This is a genomic window from Microbacterium sp. ABR10, from assembly GCF_057812175.1.
The window spans coordinates 3126796-3148229 of sequence record NZ_CM173821.1; the positions used below are offsets into that span (position 1 = coordinate 3126796).

Here is a 21434-nt window from a genome sequence, read left to right on the forward strand (position 1 = left end):
CCCACCCCCAACGAAAGGAGCGGCCATGACCCTGCTGACCGTCTGGAAAGAATCCGACCCGGGCACGCCCGTGCTCGAGACCACCGAAGAGAGCGAGATCCGCGAGGCCCTCGCCGAACTCGGCGCCCGCTTCTCGCGCTGGGAGGTCAAGGACGTCGCCACGGGCGCCTCGCAGGACGAGGTGCTCGCGCTGTACGCCGCGGAGATCGGCGAGGTGAAGGACCGCGAGGGCTACACCCTCGTGGACGTCGTCGCGCTCGACCCCGCGCAGGCCGATTACGACGAGGTGAAGACGCCGTTCCGCGAGAAGTTCCTGTCGGAGCACGCTCACGACGACGACGAGGACCGCTACTTCGCCAAGGGTGCCGGTGTGTTCTACCTGCACGCGAACGAGAAGGTGCACGCGGTGTACTGCGAGGCGGGCGACCTCATCTCGGTGCCGGCGAACACCACGCACTGGTTCGACATGGGCACCTCGCCCCACTACGTCAGCGTGCGGTTCTTCCACGACGACGACGGCTGGGTCGGTCACTTCACCGGCAGCCCGATCGCGGAGTCCTTCGCCTCGTTCGACCAGCTGGCGGAGCGTCGCGCGCAGCTCGCCTGATCCCGCTTCTCCCGGAACGCCCGTCCCCGTCGCATCCCTCCGGATGCCGTGGGGGCGGGCGTTCTCGGCGGGTGCAGGCCCCGCGCCCGGCCGTCGGCGGTCTCCGACGCTTGCGGGGCCTCCCCCGCCGCAATACCTTCATGTCCACCGGGCACGCGGTGAGAGGGGCGGGCACATGGTGGCACCCGTGATGCTGCTGTCGGTGACGTGCCTCATCACAACCGGCATGCTGCTGCTGGTGGGCCTCCTGCTCGTCGGCCGCGACGGCCCGACCGGTGACTCGCTGCAGTACGCCGCGACCGCCGGCGTGGCCGAGGTCGGCGCGTCGGCGATGTATCTCGTGTGGATCAACGTCGGCGGGTCCCCGGTGTTCGCCGCCGCCAGCGCGCTGATGGTCCTCGGACCCGCGATGATCCCGTTCGCGTTCCACGCCCTCAGCCGCACGACGGCGAACCGATGGTTCGCAGTCCTCGCGGCATCCGGGGTGGTCACCGTCGCCGTGACCTCTCTGCTTCTCCCGGTCGACGACGCCGCCGTCGTGCAGGCAGCCGCCTTCGCGGTCGTCGGCGTGTGCGGTGCGGTGGCCGCCGTCCACTCCCGCGAAGGGCACCGGGCGTCGATCCGCGTGCTCGCCGGGGCGCTCTGCGCGTTCGCCCTGTACTGCGCGGCGCGGGGACTCGCACTCGTGGTCGCCGGCGGAGACGGCGGCGGCCCCGACGGCCTCTTCTCCGATGCGGGGGCCGTCACGGTCGGGATCGTCGTCATCGTCGTGGTCGCCGCCGCGACCTCGGCGTTCTGGATCGCCGTCAGCCGCGAGACCCTGCTCGCGGCCGCGGGGGCCTCCGCCCTGCTGGTGATCGTTCCCGGTCGCCGACCCGGCGACGCCGGACGGCTGCCGCGCTTGCGCGAACTCGTGGACGACGTTCGCGAAGCCGCCACCGCCATCGATTCCGATGCGGTCGCCGTGTTCGGCGGCGCAGGGCTGTCACGACCCGGCGCGGTTTCGGCCCTGAAGGACACCCTGCGCATCGATCACGGGTGGACCGAGGACGAGATCGCCCTGCTCACGCAGACCACCGTCGAGCGCTGACCGCCCGATTCCGGCGGGCCGTGGGCCGCTCAAGACCCGACGTGCCGAGGTCGTGCGGTCGCCTCGCACGTCGGGGTCATCCCGGCTCGTCTCGAGATGACCCGACGTGCCCGACGTCGTGCGGTCGCGGCGCATGTCGGGCTCATCCCGGCTCGCGTCGGCTGACCAGTGCGGTCTCGGGGGCGGAGGCGGTCCGGGCGCGGTGGCCGTCAGTGTCTCAGATGACGGCGGCCGACCAGGGGTCGGGGCGGCCGTGGCGGTGTGCGGCGATGGACACCGCCTGCTCGCGCAGGAAGGGCAGCAGCTCCAGGCGACCGGCGGTGGTGACCTCGTCGGCGTACACCGTCAGCGAAAGGTCGGCCCCCACGGTCTCGGCGACCGCCGTGCGGAGGGCGACGACCGTGTCGGCCGGGCCCACCAGACGGATCCGCTCTGGCCGCCCCGGCGTGATGACGGCGTCAGCCGCGTCGGCATCCGGGATGCCGCCCGCCAGGCGCTGCAACCACTCCGCGTCGGTCTCCACCGAGACCGCGACGCTCGCCTCGCCGAGCAGGTGGCGCACGGCCGCGGGGAGACCCACGGGCGTGCTGAGCGTGAACGTCGAGCCCGAGCGCACCGCCGCGACGAGCACGCGCAGCACCGCCTGCCAGGCCGCATCGCCGGTGGCGCGCACCGCGACGCCGGTCGGACGATACCGCCGCAGATTGCGCTCGACCCGCAGGTGCGAGACGTCGATGACCCGGCCGAACTCGCGGTCCCACGCCACGGCGTCCGACAGTGCGCCGCGGCGCAGCCACTCGAACGCCTCGTACGACAGGGTCGGTTGCGCGGCCTCGATGAGCCCCGTGATGCGACTGTCGAGCCCACGCAGGTGCAGCGTCGACGACGCCGCGCCTCCCGACGACGGCCGCCACGAGCCGAGGGTGACCAGGCGGTTCGGCCCGCCCGACATCGCGCCGGTGCCCGCCGAGGCCTCGCCCCAGCCGCCGAGCGGCTCCCGTTGCACGACCCCTCCCGTCGAGGGACGGTTGACGCGCAGCACCGCGGCCTCGGCGGTGTCGAGCCACAGCTCGAGGTCGCCGATGTCGCGCGTATGCAGTCCCGCCACGAAACCGGAGCCGATGGCGTTCTGCAACTCGATCGCCCGCGTCACGGTGGGCGCGTGCAGGATACCGAGCACGGGAGCGGCGACGGCCGCCCGGGTGAGGTGCGAACCGGCGGTGACCCCCGTGCGCACGCCCGGTGACCAGAACCGTCCGGCCGTCTCGGCACCGAGGTCGAGCTCGCGCGGTTCGACGAGCCAGCGCTCGCCTTCTCCCAGCACCGTCAGCGCCCGGCGGACCTCGCCGGTGGGCTCCTCCCCGAGCGGACCGATGTCGGACAGCGGATCGTCGGCGGGTCCGACCCGCAGTGACGAGACGGTGTCGGCGAGTTGCTCGAGGAACGGCGTCGACCGGCCGACCGCTCCCACCAGGATGACCAGCGACACGGCGGTCGCCGCCTGCCCCGCCCGCGCGAAGGCTCCCTCCACGATGTCGGACACGGCGGCGTCGAGGTCGGCGGACGGCGCGACGATGGCGGCGTTCCGGCCGGCGGTGAGCGCCTGCATCTTCGCGGCCGGGCGCCAGGCGGCGAAGCGTTCGGCGGTCGCCCGAGCCCCCGCGAGCAGCACGCGGTCGACGCCGGGATGCACGATCAGCGCGCGCCCCGACGCCTCCTCGTTCAGGTCGACGTAGACGAGCAGGTCGCGCGGGACCCCCGCCGCCCACAGCGCCTCGGCGACGACGGCTCCCGCGCGCCGGGCGCGGGGCGACGGCGTGAGCAGCACGCCCGACCCCGCAGCGAGGGCGGCGAGGGTCTCGGCGGCGCACAGGCCCACCGGGGCGTTCCACCGGGGGGCGACGACGCTCACCCGGTCGGGGAGGAAGACAGCTCCCGGCACCCGGTCGAGCTCCTTCGCGGTCGCGGCGTAGTAGGCGGCGGCATCCACCGCCTGGCTCACCTCGGCGTCGGCCTCGGCCAGCAGTGCCCCGCCCTCGGCGGCGAGCACCTCCATGAGCTCGGCGCGGCGCGCGGCGAGGGTCCGGGCCGCGCTCTGCAGCACGGCCGCGCGTTCGACCGCCGCCAGCGCGCCCCAGGGCTCGGCGGCCGCGCGCACGCGCCGCACGGCGGCGGCGAGCCCTTCTTCGTCGTCGATGCGTCCGGCCGCGGCCGTCGCATCCCCCGCGGTCGATGCGGCGACACGCGCGAGCACATCGGCCGCCCACGCGCGATCGTCCGCGACCGTCGGATCCGTGTCGGCGACGCTCCGGAAACCGGGCGCGCCGCCGGCGAGCTCGGCGCTCTCGCGCGCCGAGAACACTGCGGTGTCGACGAAGGCCTGACCGCCGAAGAGCATCTGCTGCACGTCGGGACCGAGCGACGACGTGTCACCGGATGCCGCCGCCTCGCGCGCGATGCCGAGCACCGCCTGCGTGAGCCCGGGCTCGGCTGCATCGTCGGCCGCGCGCTCGCGGAGGATCGCGGGGTCGTCCTCGCCCCCGCGCTGCGGGCCGCGGGCGATCGGAGCCGGCTCGTCGGCGGCGGCGAGGGCCCGACGCGCCCGCGCGGACACGGCCGAGGTCTCGGGCTCGGGGATGTCCGCCGCGTCGCCGTCGTCGCCCGAGGCGTCTCTGCGCTCGGCTTCTGCGCCCCTGGTGTCGGCGCCCTCGGTGTCGGCGCCCTCGGTGTCGGCGCCCTCGGTGTCGGCGCCCTCGGTGTCGGCGCCCTTGGCGACGGTGCCGGCGGGGACGGCGAGGGGCAGAGCGGGGGCCGCGGCGACCGCCTCGGCGTAGTCCGTGGCGAGGCGGCCGGCCACGGCATCCAGGTCATCGGGATGCACGGCGGCGACGACGATCACATGCTCGTCGCCGGGGGTCCACGGAGTCGCCCGCGGGAGCACGAGGCGCACCGCGGCATTCACCTCCGCGGCGACGGCGAGGGCGAGGGCCGCCCGCTCGGGGTCGGCCGTGGCGATCTCGAGTGTCAGCCCCTCGATCCCCCGTGGGGCGACGGCCGTGCGCACGGTCCGCACGAGCCCTGCATCGACGTCGTCGCGGCCGGAGAGCGCCGGGGGCGCCCACCCGTGGCGCGCGGCGTTCACGACGTCGGCGGTGTCGATGGCCTCGTCGCCGAGGCGCAGCGTCACACGCGCACCGCCCTGCGCCACGCGCACCCGGGCCCACGCGGCGAGCTCGCGAACGGCGTCGAGCGTCTCGGCCACGGCGACCGGCAGCGCGATGCCGGCGCGGAGCCCCTCGAGCCGCGGCTCCTCGAGCACGCGGGTCAGCACGGCCATCGTGGCATCCAGGTCATCGCGACCGGTGGCAACGAGGGTGATGTGCGTTCCGGCGGCCTCGGCGGCCAGGAACACCGGCAGCACCCGCTCGGCGACGTGCTCCACGTCGGCGGCGAACGCCCAGGGAGCCCGCCGCGCCGATACGTCGGACAGGGCGAACGACACGCGATCGACGTCCTCACGCGAGACGAGGGAACGGATGCCGTCGAGACGACGCCGCGCGCCCGTCTCACCGAGTACCGCCGGCCCGGCCAGGCGCACGTCGAAGATGCTTCCGCTCTCGGCGGCCGCCGCGAGCTCTTCCCCGAACCGCTCGGGACGCGCATCGAGGGCGAGCTGCCCGAGCATCTCGCGCAGCGCGCGGCGGGCGATCGGCACCGCCGGCGTGGGAAGCACCGGGGCGACGGCCGCCCCGATCTGCAACGCGCCGCGCACGAACCAGGGCAGCGTCGAGGGGATCTCGGCCGCGAGGCGGTGCAGGGCCGCCGCCGCAGCCGTCACGCTCTCCGGCCGCACGACGCCGTCGCACACTCGGGCGACGAAGGCCGCGGCGTCGGGATCGGTCGGCAGCGCGCCGCGGCGCGCGGTCGCGGGAGCGACGGCGCGTGCCGAGAACGTCCGGATCTCGGCGGCGGCCCGCGACGCGAGGTCGAAGGAGAGCGCTGGACCGGTGGCGCGAGGGTCGTTCGTGCTCATGCCCGTCAGCCTAAACACCGCGCGCGTGCCACCTCGGCGGCCCGCCGCGCACGTCGAGGATCGACACCGGGACCCCCGACGTCGGCCTGTCCCCCAAATGACCGACACTTTTTGGACGCAAACCATCAATTCGCGAGAATTCCTTCGCATTCCGGCCGTCTCGTGTTTCGATAGCCGTGGGTACCCCAACCATTTATCCCCCCTGGATGGAAGGTCACTCCACGTGAACCGTTTCTCGAAGACGGTCGTCGGCGCTGCCGCGATCGGCCTGTTCCTGACCACCGCCGCCAGTGCTCCCGCGCTGGCGCAGACCCCCACCTCATCCCCCGACGCGGCCGTCGACGGCGTCGACGCCCAGCTGCTCGAGGCGATGGCAGCCGACCTCGGCACCGACGTCTCGGGCGCGCAGGACGTGCTGCGTTTCCAGGCCGACGCGGCCGGGACCACCGACGAGGTCGAAGGTGCCGCCGGCGACGCCTTCGCCGGCACCTGGCTCGACGAGTCCACGCAGACGGTGTACGCCGCGGCGACCACCGACTCGGCTCTGGACGCCGCCGCCGACGCGGGCGCCGTGCCCGTCGCGGTCGAGTACTCGCTCGCCGAGCTCGAGGCGATCACCGCGCAGATCGAAGCGAGCGGCGTTCCCGACACGATCCCCTCCTGGTGGATCGACGTCGAGGCGAACGACGTCGTCGTCGACGTCGTCGCCGGCGGCGAGCAGGCCGCGACCGAGTTCGTCGCCTCGCTCGGCGCGCCGGCAGATGCCGTCCGCCTGCAGACGGGCGTCGAGGCCCCCGAGACGTTCGCCACGATCCGCGGCGGCATGTCCTACCTCATCAACAACGCCAGCCGGTGCTCCGTCGGCTTCGCCGTGCAGGGCGGCTTCGTCACCGCCGGCCACTGCGGCGTCACCGGCGACAGCACGAACTACGGCACCTTCCGCGGCTCGTCCTTCCCCGGTAACGACTACGCCTGGGTCGCCACGCCCAACCACACCCCCGTCGGGCAGGTCATGGACTACTCCGGTGGCACCGTCGCGGTGAAGGGCTCGACGCAGGCCGCCGTGGGCGCGACCGTGTGCCGTTCGGGCTCCACGACCGGCTGGTACTGCGGGAAGATCCAGGGCTTCAACTCCACCGTCCGCTACGCGGAGGGCTCGGTCTCGGGCCTCATCCGCACGAGCGTCTGCGCCGAGCCCGGCGACTCGGGCGGATCGCTGATCGCCGGCAACCAGGCGCAGGGCGTCACCTCCGGCGGCTCGGGCGACTGCACCACCGGCGGCACGACCTACTTCCAGCCCGTCAACGAGATCCTGCAGGCGTACAACCTGCGTCTTCTCACCAGCTGATCCCCCGGGTACCCCGGAGCCCCGGTCGCCCCCGGCGATCGGGGCTCCGCCGTGGGTGGAGCGATCCGCGGATGCGCCGCTGCGACCTGTCCGCGGACCGGCGGATGCCGCATGGGAGCGACGGGTCACCGCGGGTGTGCGCCGTCAAGCGTCCGCCGTCGACCGCCTCCGCCCGCGAAACTGACGCCATGCGAGTCCTCCACATCATCTCCTCCCCCCGACACGAGGGCGCGTCGGTCACCGTGGCCACCGCCCTGATCGACGCACTGCGCGAACGGCATCCTGATCTCGACGTCGACACGCTCGACGTGTGGCACGAAGACCTGCCGGAGTTCGACGAGCGCGTCATCCGCGCGAAGTACAAGTGGGTCGACGGCGACGACCTCGACGACGTGGAGTCTCGAGCCTGGACGAAGATCGAGTCCCTCGCACGTCGCTTCCGCGAAGCCGACCGCATCGTGCTGGGCGTTCCGATGTGGAACTGGTCCATCCCCTACAAGCTGAAGCAGCTCATCGACCTCGCCGCCCAGCGCAACCTGCTCTTCACCTACGACGGTGTGGACTTCGGTCCCGCCGTCGACGTCGCGCGGGCCGACGTGGTCTTCGTTCGCGGGCAGTACTACGGCGAGGACGGACCGACCCCCGGGTCGATCTTCGACCACCAGGTCGCGTTCGTGGAGTTCTTCCTGCGGACGATCGGCGTGCGCGATGTGCGATCGCTCATCATCGACCGCACCTGGGACCCCGCGGCGGCGGAGGCGATCGCCGACGGCGTCACGCGGGCGCAGGAACTCGCCGCCTCCGACTGAGCCTCTCCGCGTCGCCGACCCGGGTGAGCGCCGACCCGGCGCATCCCCGCGGCCGCTACTGTCGATGTCCATGGCCGTGACCTTCACCGACATGCCGATCGAGTCGCTCCGCGCGTACCGCCCCGACCTGTCCGTACCCGCGGGACTCGACGCCTTCTGGACCGAGACGCTGCGCGAGGCGCGGGCAGCAGCCGGCCCCACCCGTGCGACGCCCGTCGATGCCCCGGTGCGCTCGCTCCGTGTCCTCGACCTCACGTTCACCGGCTTCGACGGCGACGAGATCCGCGGCTGGGTCGTACGTCCGCAAGGCGACGAGGTGCTCCCCGCTGTCATCGAGTACATCGGCTACGGCGGCGGACGGGGCCTCCCCGGCGAACGTCTCAACTGGGCCGCCGCCGGCTACGTGCACGTCATCATGGACACGCGCGGCCAGGGCTCGACGTGGAGCGTGGGAGCCACGCCCGATCCCCACGGTTCGGCGGCCGCCTACCCGGGCGTCATGACGCGTGGCATCCTGGATCCGAACGACTACTACTACCGCCGGCTGTACACCGATGCCGCTCGTCTCGTCGACGAGGTGCGGGCGCTCCCGGGAGTGGATGCCGGTCGGGTCGCCGTCACCGGTGCGAGTCAGGGCGGCGGGCTGGCGATCGCGGCGGCCGCCCTCTCGGGTGACGCGGTGGCAGCGGTCATGCCCGACGTGCCCTTTCTCTGCGACTTCCCGAACGCCATCGTGCGTACGCCCTCGCCACCGTTCACCGAGATCACGCGCTTCCTCTCGGTGCACCGCGACGACGCCGACCGCGTACTGCACACGCTGTCGCACGTCGACGGCGCGGTGCTCGCGCGGCGGATCAGCGTACCGGCGTACTTCTCCGTCGCCCTGATGGACGACGTCGTCCTGCCGTCAGGGGTCTTCGCGGCGTTCCACGCGTTGGCGTCCGACGACGCCGCGATCGAGGAGTACCCCTACAACGGCCACGAGGGCGGCGGATATCGGCACTGGATGAAGCAGGTCGCCTGGCTGGACGCCCGCTTCGGTCGCTGATCCGGCGCCTCTCCCGCGAGAGGTGATGCCGACGTCCCCGAGACGTGAGTTGCCGGGTGAACGGCGATCGCCCGGGACTGTCTCACCTCCGCCGTGGCAAGAGACGACGGCAGGCGTCGTCATGCCTTCACCTCCGTGATGGCGCCGACCCTCGCCGCCCGGGCGGCCGTCACCATGAGAACGTGTGCCTCTACGCCCGATAGAGAATGAGGACCACATGCGGCACGACGACGCGACAACGGACACGATCCCTCTCCACCCGGCGAGACGAACTGTCCTCACCGGAGCCGCCTGGGCCGTGCCCGCGATCGCCCTGACCGCCGCCTCACCCGCATACGCGGCATCGAACAGCGCGCTGATCACCGTGTCCACGCCCCAGCAGCAGATCATCGCCACCGGTGCCACCACCGTCACCGCCACGGTCACCACCGAGGCCGGCGCTCCCGCCGCGGGCAAAGCGGTGTCGTTCACGGCGCCTTCCGGCGCGAGCGTCACTCCGAGCGTCGCGACGACCGACGGCAACGGCGTGGCGACTGCACAGGTCAACCTCGGTACGCCGTGGCGCACCCCGGGATCCACCGTCATCGTCACCGCGACCGTCGGCGGCGACTCGAAGGCTCAAGCTCTCACCGTGCTCGGCGCCAACGCCCTCGCCGCCGGCGCGTGGGTCGCCGGCGCACCCGAAGCCAGTCGGACGACGTTGACGCAGATCGAGCTCGTCTTTCCATCGCCGATCGTGCAGATCGTCTCGCCGACGCTCATCTTGCTGCAGAACGGCACGGTCTGGACTCGCGGCTCGAACAGCTTCGGACAACTCGGCATCGGTTCGACGGGGAACAGCCGAGCAGCATGGGGAATCGTGCCGAATCTGACCGGGGTCGTGCAGATCGCTTCGGGATTCCAGCGATCCAACTACGCCTTGCGATCCGACGGCACCGTCTGGGCGTGGGGATACAACGGGTTCGGACAGCTCGGATTGGGCACCCAAACCGATGCCACTGTGCCTACTCGCCTTCCGAGCCTGGCGAACGTGACGCAGGTCGCCGCTCGCCGAAGCACCGCGTACGCCCTCGTCGGTGGCGCCGTGTACGCGTGGGGGCAGAGCGACGCCGGTCAGGTCGGCAACGGCACCTCCGGCGGCACCGCGCGAGAGCTCTCGCCGGTGCAGGTCATCGCCGGCGGAGCGATCCAACTCGCGCCGACCTCGTCGCGCGGAGCAGCCCTGATGAGCAACGGCACCGTGCAGATCTGGGGGCTGAGCTTCACCCCGTCGCCGACAACGTTCTCCGGCATCTCGGGGGTCACCGCCCTGGGCGCGGCGTCGAGCACCTATTACGCCCGACTCACGGACGGATCGGCGCAGAGCTGGCTCGCCAACTCCTCGGGCCAGGGCGGTAACGGCGACACGACGACCTCACTGACGACGGCTCGGCCGATCGTAGGCCTCACCTCGAGCGTCCGTGTCCTCGCCGGGAGCGGTGTCGATCAGGGAGGTCAGACCGGCACCGGCTACGCGTGGATGGACGACGGCAGCCTGCGCTCGTGGGGCCACAACCGCTACGGCGAGGTGGGCGACGGTACCACGACCAACCGCACCTCCCCGCTCACGCCCGCCCTACCGACGGACACACCCCCGGTCGTCGGGCTGACCGACGTCTACGGCGATGTCTTCGCCGTCGTCGTCAAACCCGACTGAGCGCGCGCCACGGGGCCGTTTCGGGGACGCGATGGCCCCGTGCTGCGCTGCAGGCCATTACCCGTCGGCGGCTGCGCGGCCCTCCCAGACACTGGGGGCCGGGCGCCGCGTCGAGGGTAAGGCCGAGCCCGCCGCCCATTCGTGCACCCACGGCTCGATGTCGGGCAGCCCCTCGGGTCGTCCGACGGCGGCGAACAGCTCGTCGTGGGGAACCGTGCCGCCGGTGCGGCGCAGGATCCGCGCCCGGATGATCGCGCGCGCGTAGATCTCCTCGCCGACGAGGGCGCGGTGCTCCAGGTACACGGCCCGGTCGTCGTGGCCGATGAGGCGCGTCTCGAGATCGAACCGCTGCCACAGCTCGAGCGAGCGGCGGAAGGTGATGGTCTCGGCGGCGACGACGGCGTACCAGCCCTCCTTCGTCATCGCCGCCACGAGTCCGGAGCGCGTGAGAAGGTCCCACCGCCCCAGGTCGAACAGCGACAAATAGCGACCGTTGTTGAGGTGGCGCAGCACGTCGATGTCGGTGGGCAGCACCCGCAGCCGCAGTCGCGTGACCGTGTTCGGGTCGAGGGGGCCCTCGCGTCGCAGGCGGCGGCGGGCACGGAAGAGCACCAGGAGGGTGCGCCAGAGGACGTTCACGAGGGGCGAGCGTAGCGATCCGACGACGGATCGACCATCGCGTTGTGCGCGATCGACAATCAAGGCGCCTCGGGATCCGACGCATGCGGGCTCTGGCGAAATGTCGAGTGTCCACGAAACGCCGTCGCGTCGCGCGCGGGACGGCGTGTTCCGGACAATCGACGGAGACGGGCGCGGCGATTCGTGACGCACCTCACTACCCCATCGCGAGGGGCCCCGCGACGGATTTCACCCGAACGGGTCCCGAGCGTAGAGTCGCGCCATGACTGCGGAAACCCGAACCGACATCGTCGTCCGTCCGGTGCGCGATGTGGATGCCGAGGCCCTGGGCCGCGTGCACGCCACCTGCTGGCACGAGACGTACGACCACCTCATCAGCAAGGCGGCCCTCGAAGCCGTCTCGCCCCGACGCATGGCCGAGCTCTGGACCCACTGGGCCTCCCAGGGCGACGACTACCGCATGCACGCCGCGCTCGTGAACGGCGAGATCGTCGGCTTCGTCGGGTCGGGCCCCGCCCGCGACGACGACGCCCCGCGTGAGCGCGAGTTGTACTTCATCTACCTGCTCGACGCGTACCACGGCACCGGCATCGGCCAGCAGCTGTTCGACGCGGCGGTCGAAGACGGTGAGGGCCTGTACCTCTGGGTCGCCGACGACAACCCGCGCGCTCATCGCTTCTACGCACGAAACGGCTTTGCGGTGGACGGCGCCTCGCAGACGCAGCCCTTCCTCGGCGAAGAGCTCACCGAGGTCCGTTTCGTCCGCTGACGTGCTGCAGGTCTGGGCCCTCGACGGCATCCGTGAGATCACCCCGGGAGACGACCTCGTCGGGGTGATCATCGATGCCCTGCTCGACCCCCTGCAGGATGGCGACATCGTCGTCGTCACCAGCAAGATCGTGTCGAAGGCCGAGGGGCGGATCATCCGGGCCGACGACCGCGAAGACGCGATCACACGTGAGACCGTGCGCCTCGTGGCGTCCCGCACCTCCCCCACCGGGCACGTCACGCGCATCGTCGAGAACCCCCTGGGCATCGTGTCGGCCGCGGCCGGCGTCGACGCGAGCAACACCCCCGAAGGCACCGTGCTGCTGCTGCCCGTCGACCCCGACGCGTCGGCGCGACGCCTCGCCGAGGGGCTACGGTCCGTCGCCCGTGTGGGCGTGATCATCACCGACACGCTGGGGCGCGCGTGGCGCGAGGGCCAGACCGATCACGCGATCGGGGCGGCCGGCATCCATGTCTTCGAGGACCTCCGCGGGACGACCGACGCCGAGGGGCGACCCCTCGTCGTGACCCTGCCGTGCGTGGCCGACGAGATCGCCGCGGCCACCGACCTCGTCAAGGGCAAGGCGTCGCGTCGACCCGTCGCGATCGTGCGCGGCCGAGCCGACCTGGTCGGCGACCTCGACCTCCCCGGCGCACGGTCCATCGTGCGCGATCCCGCCCGCGACATGTTCCGCCAGGGCGCCGACGAGGCGTACGCGGAGGGTTTCGCGGCGGGGCGTGCGGCGCGCGACTGACGAGTTATCTCTCTTGGGGGGTTCATGGTTCGCGCGATACCGATCCTTGACGTCCCGCCCCTTCGACCCCGCAAGCCCCGCGACTGATCGAATCAGCGGATGCCGCGGGCGGCGAGGGCGTCGCCGAGGTCGTCGGCGTGACGCAGGGTCACCACCAGGAACGGCAGTGCTCCGCGCGCGAGGGAAGGCCGCAGGCCCCGTGCGCGCTGGGCATCGCGGATATCGCCGGCCAGCTTCGACAGCACCGGAATCGTGGTCAGGGCGATCGTCACCAGCAGCGCGACGCGCGCCGGATCGGCGCCGACCCGACGCAAGGGCCGCAGCCCGCGCTCGAGGGCGTCGAGCATCGCCGCGACGGGGGTCGTCAGCGGGACGAGCCCTGCCACCAAGAGAGCGGCGACGACTCGTGCCGTATTGGCGACGGCGGCCTCCGGACCGAGGAACAGCAGCTGCCCGACCGCCGTGACGACGATGACCCAGCGGAGCGCCCAGGCGTGGCATCCGTAGTAGCGGACGCCGGCTCGCGCGCCCATGCCGCTTCCGGCGTACAGAACGATCGACGCGCCCACCGCGACGGGCGCCGTCGCCCAGGTCGACGGCAGCGCCGCGAGCACCAGGGCAACGAGGGCCAGGCACGCGAGCTTCGGGCCCGCCGGCATCCGGTGCATCCATCCCCCACCGGGGCGGTACATGCTCAGCACGCCACGGCCGCTGAGTAGCCGTCGACGACCTCGGCGGAGGCTCCGGATGCCACGACCCGACCCTCGGCGAAGACCACGGCCTGATCGCAGCGACGCGCCAGAGCGAGGTCGTGGGTGATGACGAGCAGCGCGTGTCCGGTATCGGCGAGCAGGTGGTCGGCGACGAGGCGGGCGTTTCGCGCATCGAGGAAGGCGGTGGGTTCATCGGCGACGACCAGGTGCGGCGAGCGGACGAAGGCGCCGCACAGCGCGAGGAGCTGCTTCTGACCGCCGGAGAGATCGTGCGAGGGACGGTCGGCGAGCTCGGCGAGTCCGAAGCGTCCGAGCGCGGCGGCGACCCGACGATCGCGCACGTCGCGCGGCAGACGCTCCGCCCTCAGCGAGAGGGCGACGTCGTCGGCGACGGTCGGCATGACGATCTGCGCGTCGGGGTTGCTCAGCACGAGCGCCACCCGTCGGCGGAGCTCAGCGGCATCCCGCTGCGGGTCGAGTCCCAGCACGCACAGGTCTCCGACCGACGGGCGGACGAGGCCGGCCACGAGTCGCGCGAAGGTCGATTTACCCGATCCGTTGTCGCCGATGACCGCGACCGTTCGCGCGTCCAGGTCGAGGGTGACACCTCGGAGCACCTCGCGCTGGCCCAGGCGTGCACCGACGCCCGCGCACCGGATCACGCGTCGACCGCGACCTCGGCCGGTCGCCGTCCGGTGGCCGGCGCGCGCCAGTCACGGCGGAAGCCGCGCGGGTACGCCGTGACGAGCGTCGTCACCACGATCGTGGCGACCGCCGCCTTCAGCAGATCACCGGGCACGAACACGAGGCTGGTGAGGGCCGTCTCGGCGAGCGGTAGGCGCGTGACGAGGCTCTGGACCGGGATGCCGAGGGCGTAGATCGCACCGATCCCACCGGCCAGCATCGCCAGCGCGGTGCGCCAGACAACGGGACGACGTCCGCCCGCGTGCACGATGAGCCCGATGACGATCGCCCCGAGGATCCAGCCGAGGGCATAACCCGCGGTCGGTCCGAGGAAGACACCGAACCCCCCACGGCCGCCGGCCAGGACCGGCAGCCCCACCGCCGCGAGCGCGAGCAGCACGGTGACCGACAGCGCACCGAACCAGGGACCGAGGACCGCTCCGGCGAGCATCACGCCCAAGGTCTGCGCCGTGATCGGCACCCCGCCGAACACGGGAAAGCTGCCGGGGAGCCCGAGCACCGCGATGAGCGCGGCGAAGACGGCGATGCGGGCGAGATCGGTGGCGTCGGCGGTGCGCATGACGGTCCTTCCTGAACACTGTTCACCTGAACGCCGTTCACTATACTCACACCATGGCTCCTCGCGGACACTCCGCCGATGACGTCGCCCGCACCGCACTGCGGATCCTCGACGATCACGGCCTCCCCGACCTCACGATGCGACGTCTCGCGACCGCCCTCGAGGTGCAGCCCAGCGCACTGTACTGGCACTTCCCGAACAAGCAGACGCTGCTCGCCGAGCTGTCGGACCGGATCGTCGCGCGCATGGCATCCGGCGCCGCGACCGACCTGCGCACCGAGGCCCGCGCCCTGCGCGATGCGCTCCTGACCTACCGCGACGGCGCCGAAGTGGTGTCGAGCACCCTCGCGCTCGGCCTCGGCGCGCCGCTCGCGACCGACCGACTGACGGCCGCCGTCGTCGCCGACGGGTTCGACGCCGAGACCGCGGGCCGCGTCGCGACGACGGTGCTGCACTACGTGCTCGGCTTCGCCTGGCACGAGCAGCAGCGCCTGCAGTACGACAGCGTCGGAGTGCGCGGAGAGGGGGCGGGTGCGGCGCTCCGCGGTGCCAACGGAGCCGGCGCGGCCGACGCTGGCGCCGCGGGTCTCGCGAGCGACGACTTCGCCTTCGGCCTCGACCTCATCATCGCCGGCCTGCACGCACGCCGCCGCGTCTGACGATCGAGCCGTGGCCCCCGACGGTGGCGGCGGGCGGCGGCGCGGGTCGAGCGGGGGCGGGGCGGGCGGCGGTGCCCCCGCGGCGGCTAGAGCGCGGGGCGGCAGCGGGCACGAGGCGAGGAGCGGGCGCGGCGAAACCGCAGTCAATCGTCGAAGACGCACCCTTTCGTCGACAAACATCTGCGTCCTCGGCAATCGCGTACGGTCTCGGCACCCCCATCCGCACAGGGGCCCGAGCGCGGCCGGCGGCGGCGTGCGGCGCGGGGCGCGGGCCGACCGCGGCGAGACCGCAGTCAATCGTCGAAGACGCACCCTTTCGTCGACAAACACCTGCGTCCTCGGCAATTGCGTACGGTCTCGGCACCCACCCCGCGAGCCGAGCCGGGCCGGGCCGGGCCGCACCGGGGAGGGCCGCGTGCCGGGCCGGGCCGGGGAGGGCCGCATGCCGGGCCGGGCCGGGCCGCCGGGGCGCGTCAGCGCTGCTTGACGTCGCCGAACAAGCGGGCGATCGGCACGAGTACGCGGGGACGCGCGGCCGCCCAGCCGACGGCCATCACCAGCAGGGATGCCGCGAAGATCAGCAGACCAGTCGGGTCGCTGGTGAAGGCGGCGGGGTCGACCGAGCCGCGGGCGGCGTACATGTGGTTCAGGTTGCGCAGGGCGCCGGTGGCCAGCACGAGCGCGACGTGGACGACGATGAACGCGACGAAGAACAACATCACCGGGAAGTGCACCTTCCGCGCCCACTCGACCGGGTACATGCGGTTGAGCCTCTCGGCATCCTTCGGCCACACGCCCGACAGCCGCACGCCGCTCACGATGGCGAGAGGGGCGGCCAGGAAGGTGATCGCGAAGTACGACAGCTGCTGCAGGCTGTTGTAGTTCACCCACCCGTTCTCGGTGGGCCAGTCGAGCGAGACGTACTGCAGCGCCGCCGACAGAGCGTTGGGGAAGACCTCCCAGGAGGTCGGCACGATCCGCATCCATTGCCCCGTGACGAACAGCAGCACGACGAAGACGACACCGTTCGCGATCCAGAGGATGTCGATCGCCTGATGGAACCACAGCGTCAGGCTGATGCGTCGACGCTTGTTCTTGCGCGGCGACCAGAAGGCCGCGGGGCGCTTCTCGCTGCGCACCTGCCAACCCGTGCGGATGATGAACAGCAGGAAGAAACTGTTGAGGAAGTGCGACCAGTTGAGCCACGCGGGGATGCCGACCGGCGCGGAATCCGGCAGGGGGTACTCGCCCGGGTACGCGGCGAGGAAGTCCTGACCCGGACCGAACGCGAGGAGGAACCGCGCCACCAGCACCGTGATGCCCGCGAGAGCGAGGGCGAAGACGCCGAGTACCGCGGTGGACCCGACCCACTGCAGCGACGTGTAGGGGCCGATGCGCTTCGGGTCCGTCCTCGCGGGACGCGCGGCGGAGGCAGCCGCCCCCGGCCAGACGGTCCGCCGCACCGTCAGCGGCGCGCGCGGGGCGGTGGACACGCGCTCCGACGCGGGTTCGGACGGTGCCGCCTCGATCGGCGCGGTCGGAGACGCCTCCGCCAAGGGAGTGGATGCCACGGCCAGAGAATCAGCCGAGGTCGGTTCGGAGCCGGATGCCGCACCCCCGGACGTCGGAGCGTCGTCGCTACGAGACGAGCCGGATGCCGCACCCCCGGACGTCGGGACGTCGGCGGCCGCAGCCGGGTGCAGGGAAAGGGCTTCAGGCTCGGGAGCGGGCGGCCAGGGCTCACCGCCGGCCTCGCGCGGAAGCCCTCGGCGGGGGTGGTCGACGTTCGAATGCGCGGGAATCTCCTCGGCAGCCGAGCCGTGCGCCGAAGGGTCCGAGTCACCGCGCACGGCCGGTACCGCAACGAAATCGGCCGACCTCTCGATCCAGGTGCCGGCGTCCGAATCCGTAACGGCCGCGGGCGCGGCAGCCCGCGCCTGCGCACCGGAAACCGAACCCGCGACGGCCGAGGGCGTCGGCGGCCAGGGCTCGCCGCCCGGCTCGCGCGGCAGCCCACGACGCACCGAGGCCACCGCGGGCGTGGCGTCGGTACCGCGGGCGGCGACCGGGTCGGAGGCGGGGCCCGGGTGCGAACCGGCCACCGGGCGCGGCGCGGCGCCGGGCAGCGGGGTCGAGTCCGTGGCATCCGCTCGCGCATACGTCGAGTCCGTGGCATCCGCTCGCGCATACGTCGAGTCCGTGGCATCCGCTCGCGCATCCTCGGAGAAGGAACCGATGCTCGCAGCATCCCGCGCGATATCTGCGAGATCCGCGCCATTCTGCGAGGTGCGTGCCGCGTTCGGCGCCGCCTCGTGGCCGCTCGCTCCGGAGCCCGCGCTGCGGGACGTTCCGGCGGCCACCGACGAGCCGTCGACCGCGTTCGCCTCGACGACCTCGGGCACGCCGGAGGCCGCGGGCGGCCAGGGCTCCCCGCCGGGGACGCGCGGCAGCCCGCGACGCGGGGTGCGTGGTGTGGACGCCATCTAGTTCTTGTGGGCCTCGAGCGCGCTGATGAGTTGCGGGACAACGGTGAACAGATCTCCGACGATACCGAAATCGGCGATGTCGAAAATCGGTGCGTCGGAATTCTTGTCGATTGCGACGATCGTGCCCGCCGTCTGCATGCCCGCGCGGTGCTGGATCGCCCCCGAGATACCGAGCGCGACGTACAGGCGCGGTGACACCGAGACTCCGGTCTGGCCCACCTGTGCGCTCGCGGGGACGTAGCCGGCATCGACCGCGGCACGCGAGGCGCCGACCGCGGCACCGAGAACGTCAGCGAGACGCTCGACGAGGGCGAAGTCCTCGCGCGAACCGATGCCCCGCCCTCCCGCGACCACGGCCGCGGCCCCGCGGAGTTCCGGGCGCGACGAGGGTGCGGACGTCTCGGCCAAGCCCTCGATCCGGGCGGCGCGGACCCCGGATGCCGTGACCTCGAGCTCCTCGACCACGAGCGGCTGCGCGTCGAGACGAGCATCGACGGAGCCGGGGCGCAGTGTCGCCAACAGCGGACCGAAAGTGGGCGCGCCGTCGACGGTGAAAGCGCCGCCGAGCACCGAGTGGTGCGCCACCACTCCGATGTCGTCGCGGTCGACTCCGACGACATCGGTGGCCAGGGGCAGCCGGTGACGCGCGGCCAGACGGGCCAGCGCGTCACGCGACTCGACGGCGTTCGATGCCAGCACGAGGTCGGGGCGCTCACGGCCGACGGCCGCGGCGAGTGCGTCGACGACCGGGATCGTCAGGACCTCGGGCGGCGTCTCGGCCGTCAGCACGCGGACGGCGCCCATCCCGGCGGCTTCGGCCGCTGCCCCGGCGAGCACGTCGGAGGCGGCCGCGACGATGGCGACCGGGTCACCCACCCGCGCAGCGGCGGCCAGCAGGCCCGGCGCCGTCGCGGCGAGCGCGCCGCCCGGAAGCACCTCGAGCAGAACCAGTGCGACGCTCATCACGCCACCCCCTCGGCCATGAGGAAGGCGGCGAGCTTCTCGCCGGCGTCTCCCTCGTCGACGATCTTCGTGCCCGCCGTGCGCGCGGGCCGCTCGGCGACGGCCAGCATGATGTAGCGGACGGTGGCCGGATCTTCGGGCTCGATGCCGAGGGCCGTGGCATCCACGGTCTCGTACGGCTTCTTCTTCGCGGCCATGATTCCCTTGAACGTGGTGAACCGCCCCTCGGGCAGCGCCTCGGTGATCGAGACCACCGCGGGGAGCGCGGCCGTGACCCGCATCGTGCCCGCGTCGCTCACGCGATCTCCGGACACCGCGCCGTCGGACAGCTCGAGGGCCGCGAGGCCGGTCACCTGCGGCACACCGAGCAGTTCGGCGACCATCGCGGCGACGACGCCTCCGCCTCCGTCGGTCGAGAGGTTGCCCGCGATCACGAGGTCGTAGTCGGCGCGCCGCACGGCGGCCGCGAGCACTTCTGCGGTCAGCAGCAGGTCGGCCCCGCGCAGGGCGTCATCGACGATGTGCACGGCCGAGGTCGCCCCCATCGCGAGCGCCTTGCGGATCGTCGCCGTGGCCGACGCGGGTGCCATCGACACGACCGTCACCTCGGTACCCGGATGCGCGTCGGCGTGAGCGAGCGCGACCTCGACCGCACGCTCGTTTATCTCGTCGAGTACGGGCGACGATGCGGCGCGATCAGCGAGCCCGGTCTCGAGGTCGAGTCGACGCTCACCCCACGTGTCGGGCACTTCTTTGATCAGGACCACGATCTTCATCGATGCGTCTCCTTGGTCGGGGGGAGGGATGCCACGGCGGCGGTGCCGCGGCGGGGTTCGGGGCGCGGAGGCTTCGACGAGCGGCTCAGCCAGGACTCCGCACGCGAAGCGCCCGCATCGCCCCAGGGAGCCGACAGCTGCGACGGGTGCGATCGCCCGGCACGGGCGGCGCGGGAGCGGTACCGTGAATCCGGAGGAGGACCGATGACGCGACGACTGCCGGTCGACCCGATCGCCGAGGCGAAGCGCCAGTGGCTGGCGCACGGGTGGGACGACGCCGCCGACGGCATGACGGTCGTGACCTCGGTGATCCGGGCCCACCAGTTGCTCATGGCATCCATCGACCGTGCGCTCAGACCGTGCGACCTGTCGTTCTCACGCTTCGAGATGCTCCGGCTGCTCGCCTTCACCCGCGAGGGACGGATGCCGATGGCCAGCGCCATCACGCGGTTGCAGGTGCATCCCACCAGCGTCACGAACACCGTCGAGCGCCTGACCCGCGACGGGCTGATCTCGCGCGAACCGCATCCCACCGACGGTCGTGCGGCCCTGCTCGTGTTGAGCGCCGCCGGTCGCCGCCGGGTGGACGAGGCGACCGAGGCGTTGAACGCGGTGTTCGCCGATCTGGGTCTCGACGACGACGACGCGACCGCGCTCGTGCGCATCATCGCGCGCTTCCGCAAGGGTGCCGGCGACTTCGCCGACCCGGCGCCCGTGCCCGACCCGCTCTGACGCCGCAGACCCCCCACGCCGCACGACGGCTTCCCTCGACGGGTACGAACGTCCGCCACCGGGTCACGCCGCGCCGAGCCGTTCATCGGTGCGTGAAGGAGGGCGGGCGCTTCTCGCGGAACGCCGCCATCCCCTCTTTCTGGTCGGCGGTGTCGAAGAGGCCGGCGAACGCCTGCCGTTCGAAGCGCACGCCCTCGGCGAGCGTCGACTCCAGGGCCACGTCGAGCGCCGCCTTCGCCGCGTACAGCGCGGGCAGGGGCTTCTCGGCGATCGTGCGAGCGACGGCATCGGCCTCGGCGAGCAGCTCGGCGGCCGGTACGACGCGCGACACCAACCCCGCGCGCTCGGCTTCGGCCGCGTCGATCATGCGGCCGGTGAGCACGAGTTCGGCGGCCTTGTAGTACCCGAGGGCGCGCACGAGCCGCTGGGTGCCGCCCATGCCGGGGATGACGCCCAGCTGCACCTCGGGCTGACCGAACTTCGCGCGGTCGGACGCCAGGATCACGTCGCACATGAGCGCGAGCTCGCACCCACCGCCCAACGCGTACCCCGACACCGCGGCGATCACGGGCGTGCGCACGGCGGCGAAACGCGCCCAGGCGCCGAAGTGGTCGGTGAGCGTCATGTCGAGACCCGACTTCTGCTCCATCTCTTTGATGTCGGCGCCGGCGGCGAACGCCTTCTCACTGCCGGTGACGACGATCGCTCCGACACCGGTGTCGGCGTCGAAGGCCTCAGCGGCCGCGACCACCTCGCTCATCGTCTGGGTGTTGAGGGCGTTCAGCGCCTCGGGGCGGTCGAGCGTGATCCACCCGACCCGTCCGCGCTGCTCGACGCGGATGGTCTGGTGCTCGGCATCGTGCTCCGTCATGGTGACTCCCGTCGTCTCAGTCTCGGGCGATGCGGACAGTGCCGCCCCCGAATGCTTGCACGCACCCCCGACATCGATCGAGGGGGTTCCCGCCGACCCGACAGCGCCCCGGATGCGTTCGGGGCGCCGGCTCGCGAACTCGGACGGCCTTGGGGGCGCGTTCGGCACCTCGGGGCG

At 72.5% G+C, this 21434-nt stretch carries 19 protein-coding genes; 10 read left to right on the forward strand and 9 right to left on the reverse strand.

All coding sequences use genetic code 11. From position 1 onward, the window contains the following. The first annotated feature begins 25 nt into the window (after positions 1 to 25). On the forward strand, positions 26 to 607 hold the full coding sequence (locus ACXKZF_RS14465) for a 1,2-dihydroxy-3-keto-5-methylthiopentene dioxygenase (RefSeq protein ID WP_243224451.1): 582 nt from the start codon (positions 26 to 28) through the stop codon (positions 605 to 607). 175 nt (positions 608 to 782) lie between these two features. Then, positions 783 to 1697: a hypothetical protein gene (locus ACXKZF_RS14470; protein ID WP_488984657.1), complete on the forward strand. Its 915-nt coding sequence runs from the start codon at positions 783 to 785 to the stop codon at positions 1695 to 1697. 217 nt (positions 1698 to 1914) lie between these two features. Here ACXKZF_RS14470 and ACXKZF_RS14475 read toward each other — a convergent pair whose 3' ends face one another. Further along, positions 1915 to 5730: an aldehyde dehydrogenase family protein gene (locus ACXKZF_RS14475; protein ID WP_488984658.1), complete on the reverse strand. Its 3816-nt coding sequence runs from the start codon at positions 5728 to 5730 to the stop codon at positions 1915 to 1917. 223 nt (positions 5731 to 5953) lie between these two features. Between ACXKZF_RS14475 and ACXKZF_RS14480 the strand changes: the two genes are divergently transcribed. The 4 genes from ACXKZF_RS14480 to ACXKZF_RS14495 all read left to right on the forward strand — a co-directional run bounded on the left by ACXKZF_RS14480 (position 5954) and on the right by ACXKZF_RS14495 (position 10631). Further along, positions 5954 to 7078, forward strand: a complete 1125-nt coding sequence (locus ACXKZF_RS14480; RefSeq protein WP_243224481.1) for a S1 family peptidase — start codon at positions 5954 to 5956, stop codon at positions 7076 to 7078. Between the two features lie 188 nt (positions 7079 to 7266). Continuing rightward, complete coding sequence (locus ACXKZF_RS14485; RefSeq protein WP_488984659.1) at positions 7267 to 7887, forward strand: FMN-dependent NADH-azoreductase; 621 nt, start codon at positions 7267 to 7269, stop codon at positions 7885 to 7887. A 70-nt stretch (positions 7888 to 7957) separates the two neighbouring features. Further along, the gene (locus ACXKZF_RS14490; protein ID WP_488984660.1) at positions 7958 to 8935 is read left to right on the forward strand and encodes an acetylxylan esterase; all 978 of its coding nucleotides are present in this window, start codon (positions 7958 to 7960) and stop codon (positions 8933 to 8935) included. 217 nt (positions 8936 to 9152) lie between these two features. After that, positions 9153 to 10631, forward strand: coding sequence for an RCC1 domain-containing protein (locus tag ACXKZF_RS14495; RefSeq protein ID WP_488984661.1), 1479 nt, complete (start codon positions 9153 to 9155; stop codon positions 10629 to 10631). Between the two features lie 57 nt (positions 10632 to 10688). Here the strand turns inward: ACXKZF_RS14495 and ACXKZF_RS14500 are convergent, their stop codons facing one another. Beyond that, positions 10689 to 11270 carry an acyl-CoA thioesterase gene (locus ACXKZF_RS14500; RefSeq protein ID WP_488984662.1) on the reverse strand — a complete coding sequence of 194 codons (582 nt, stop codon included), beginning with the start codon at positions 11268 to 11270 and terminating at the stop codon, positions 10689 to 10691. A 262-nt stretch (positions 11271 to 11532) separates the two neighbouring features. Between ACXKZF_RS14500 and ACXKZF_RS14505 the strand changes: the two genes are divergently transcribed. Beyond that, the gene (locus tag ACXKZF_RS14505; protein WP_055951616.1) at positions 11533 to 12039 is read left to right on the forward strand and encodes a GNAT family N-acetyltransferase; all 507 of its coding nucleotides are present in this window, start codon (positions 11533 to 11535) and stop codon (positions 12037 to 12039) included. A gap of 1 nt (position 12040) precedes the next feature. Next, entirely contained in the window at positions 12041 to 12793 is a 753-nt protein-coding gene (gene cofE, locus ACXKZF_RS14510) for a coenzyme F420-0:L-glutamate ligase (protein WP_243224476.1), read from the forward strand. Positions 12794 to 12885: 92 nt separating this feature from the next. Here cofE and ACXKZF_RS14515 read toward each other — a convergent pair whose 3' ends face one another. From ACXKZF_RS14515 to ACXKZF_RS14525, 3 genes are read right to left on the reverse strand one after another with little or no spacing between them, the layout of a single operon-like run. Next, a complete protein-coding gene (locus tag ACXKZF_RS14515) occupies positions 12886 to 13494 on the reverse strand; it encodes an energy-coupling factor transporter transmembrane component T family protein (RefSeq protein ID WP_488984663.1) in 609 nt (202 codons plus the stop codon). Then, positions 13488 to 14168 (reverse strand): energy-coupling factor ABC transporter ATP-binding protein, encoded by a 681-nt coding sequence (locus ACXKZF_RS14520; RefSeq protein ID WP_488984664.1) that lies wholly within the window; start codon positions 14166 to 14168, stop codon positions 13488 to 13490. Before ACXKZF_RS14520 ends, ACXKZF_RS14515 begins: the two co-directional genes overlap by 7 nt. After that, positions 14165 to 14770 (reverse strand): biotin transporter BioY, encoded by a 606-nt coding sequence (locus ACXKZF_RS14525; protein ID WP_488984665.1) that lies wholly within the window; start codon positions 14768 to 14770, stop codon positions 14165 to 14167. The genes ACXKZF_RS14520 and ACXKZF_RS14525 overlap by 4 nt, the downstream gene beginning before the upstream one ends. Before the next feature lie 53 nt (positions 14771 to 14823). Between ACXKZF_RS14525 and ACXKZF_RS14530 the strand changes: the two genes are divergently transcribed. After that, a complete protein-coding gene (locus ACXKZF_RS14530) occupies positions 14824 to 15429 on the forward strand; it encodes a TetR/AcrR family transcriptional regulator C-terminal domain-containing protein (RefSeq protein ID WP_243224471.1) in 606 nt (201 codons plus the stop codon). Positions 15430 to 15902: 473 nt separating this feature from the next. On the opposite strand, the gene ACXKZF_RS14535 is transcribed toward ACXKZF_RS14530, so the two are convergent. The 3 genes from ACXKZF_RS14535 to ACXKZF_RS14545 are packed head-to-tail and all read right to left on the reverse strand — an operon-like array spanning position 15903 to position 19654. Next, on the reverse strand, positions 15903 to 17912 hold the full coding sequence (locus tag ACXKZF_RS14535) for a cytochrome b/b6 domain-containing protein (RefSeq protein WP_488984666.1): 2010 nt from the start codon (positions 17910 to 17912) through the stop codon (positions 15903 to 15905). Then, on the reverse strand, positions 17913 to 18878 hold the full coding sequence (locus ACXKZF_RS14540) for an electron transfer flavoprotein subunit alpha/FixB family protein (RefSeq protein ID WP_488984667.1): 966 nt from the start codon (positions 18876 to 18878) through the stop codon (positions 17913 to 17915). Beyond that, the gene (locus ACXKZF_RS14545) at positions 18878 to 19654 is read right to left on the reverse strand and encodes an electron transfer flavoprotein subunit beta/FixA family protein (RefSeq protein WP_488984668.1); all 777 of its coding nucleotides are present in this window, start codon (positions 19652 to 19654) and stop codon (positions 18878 to 18880) included. Before ACXKZF_RS14545 ends, ACXKZF_RS14540 begins: the two co-directional genes overlap by 1 nt. 204 nt (positions 19655 to 19858) lie before the next feature. Here ACXKZF_RS14545 and ACXKZF_RS14550 point away from each other — a divergent pair, with 204 nt between their 5' ends. After that, entirely contained in the window at positions 19859 to 20386 is a 528-nt protein-coding gene (locus ACXKZF_RS14550) for a MarR family winged helix-turn-helix transcriptional regulator (protein WP_055951641.1), read from the forward strand. A gap of 82 nt (positions 20387 to 20468) precedes the next feature. On the opposite strand, the gene ACXKZF_RS14555 is transcribed toward ACXKZF_RS14550, so the two are convergent. Then, positions 20469 to 21257, reverse strand: coding sequence for an enoyl-CoA hydratase-related protein (locus ACXKZF_RS14555; RefSeq protein WP_055951643.1), 789 nt, complete (start codon positions 21255 to 21257; stop codon positions 20469 to 20471). Between the last annotated feature and the right edge of the window lie 177 nt (positions 21258 to 21434).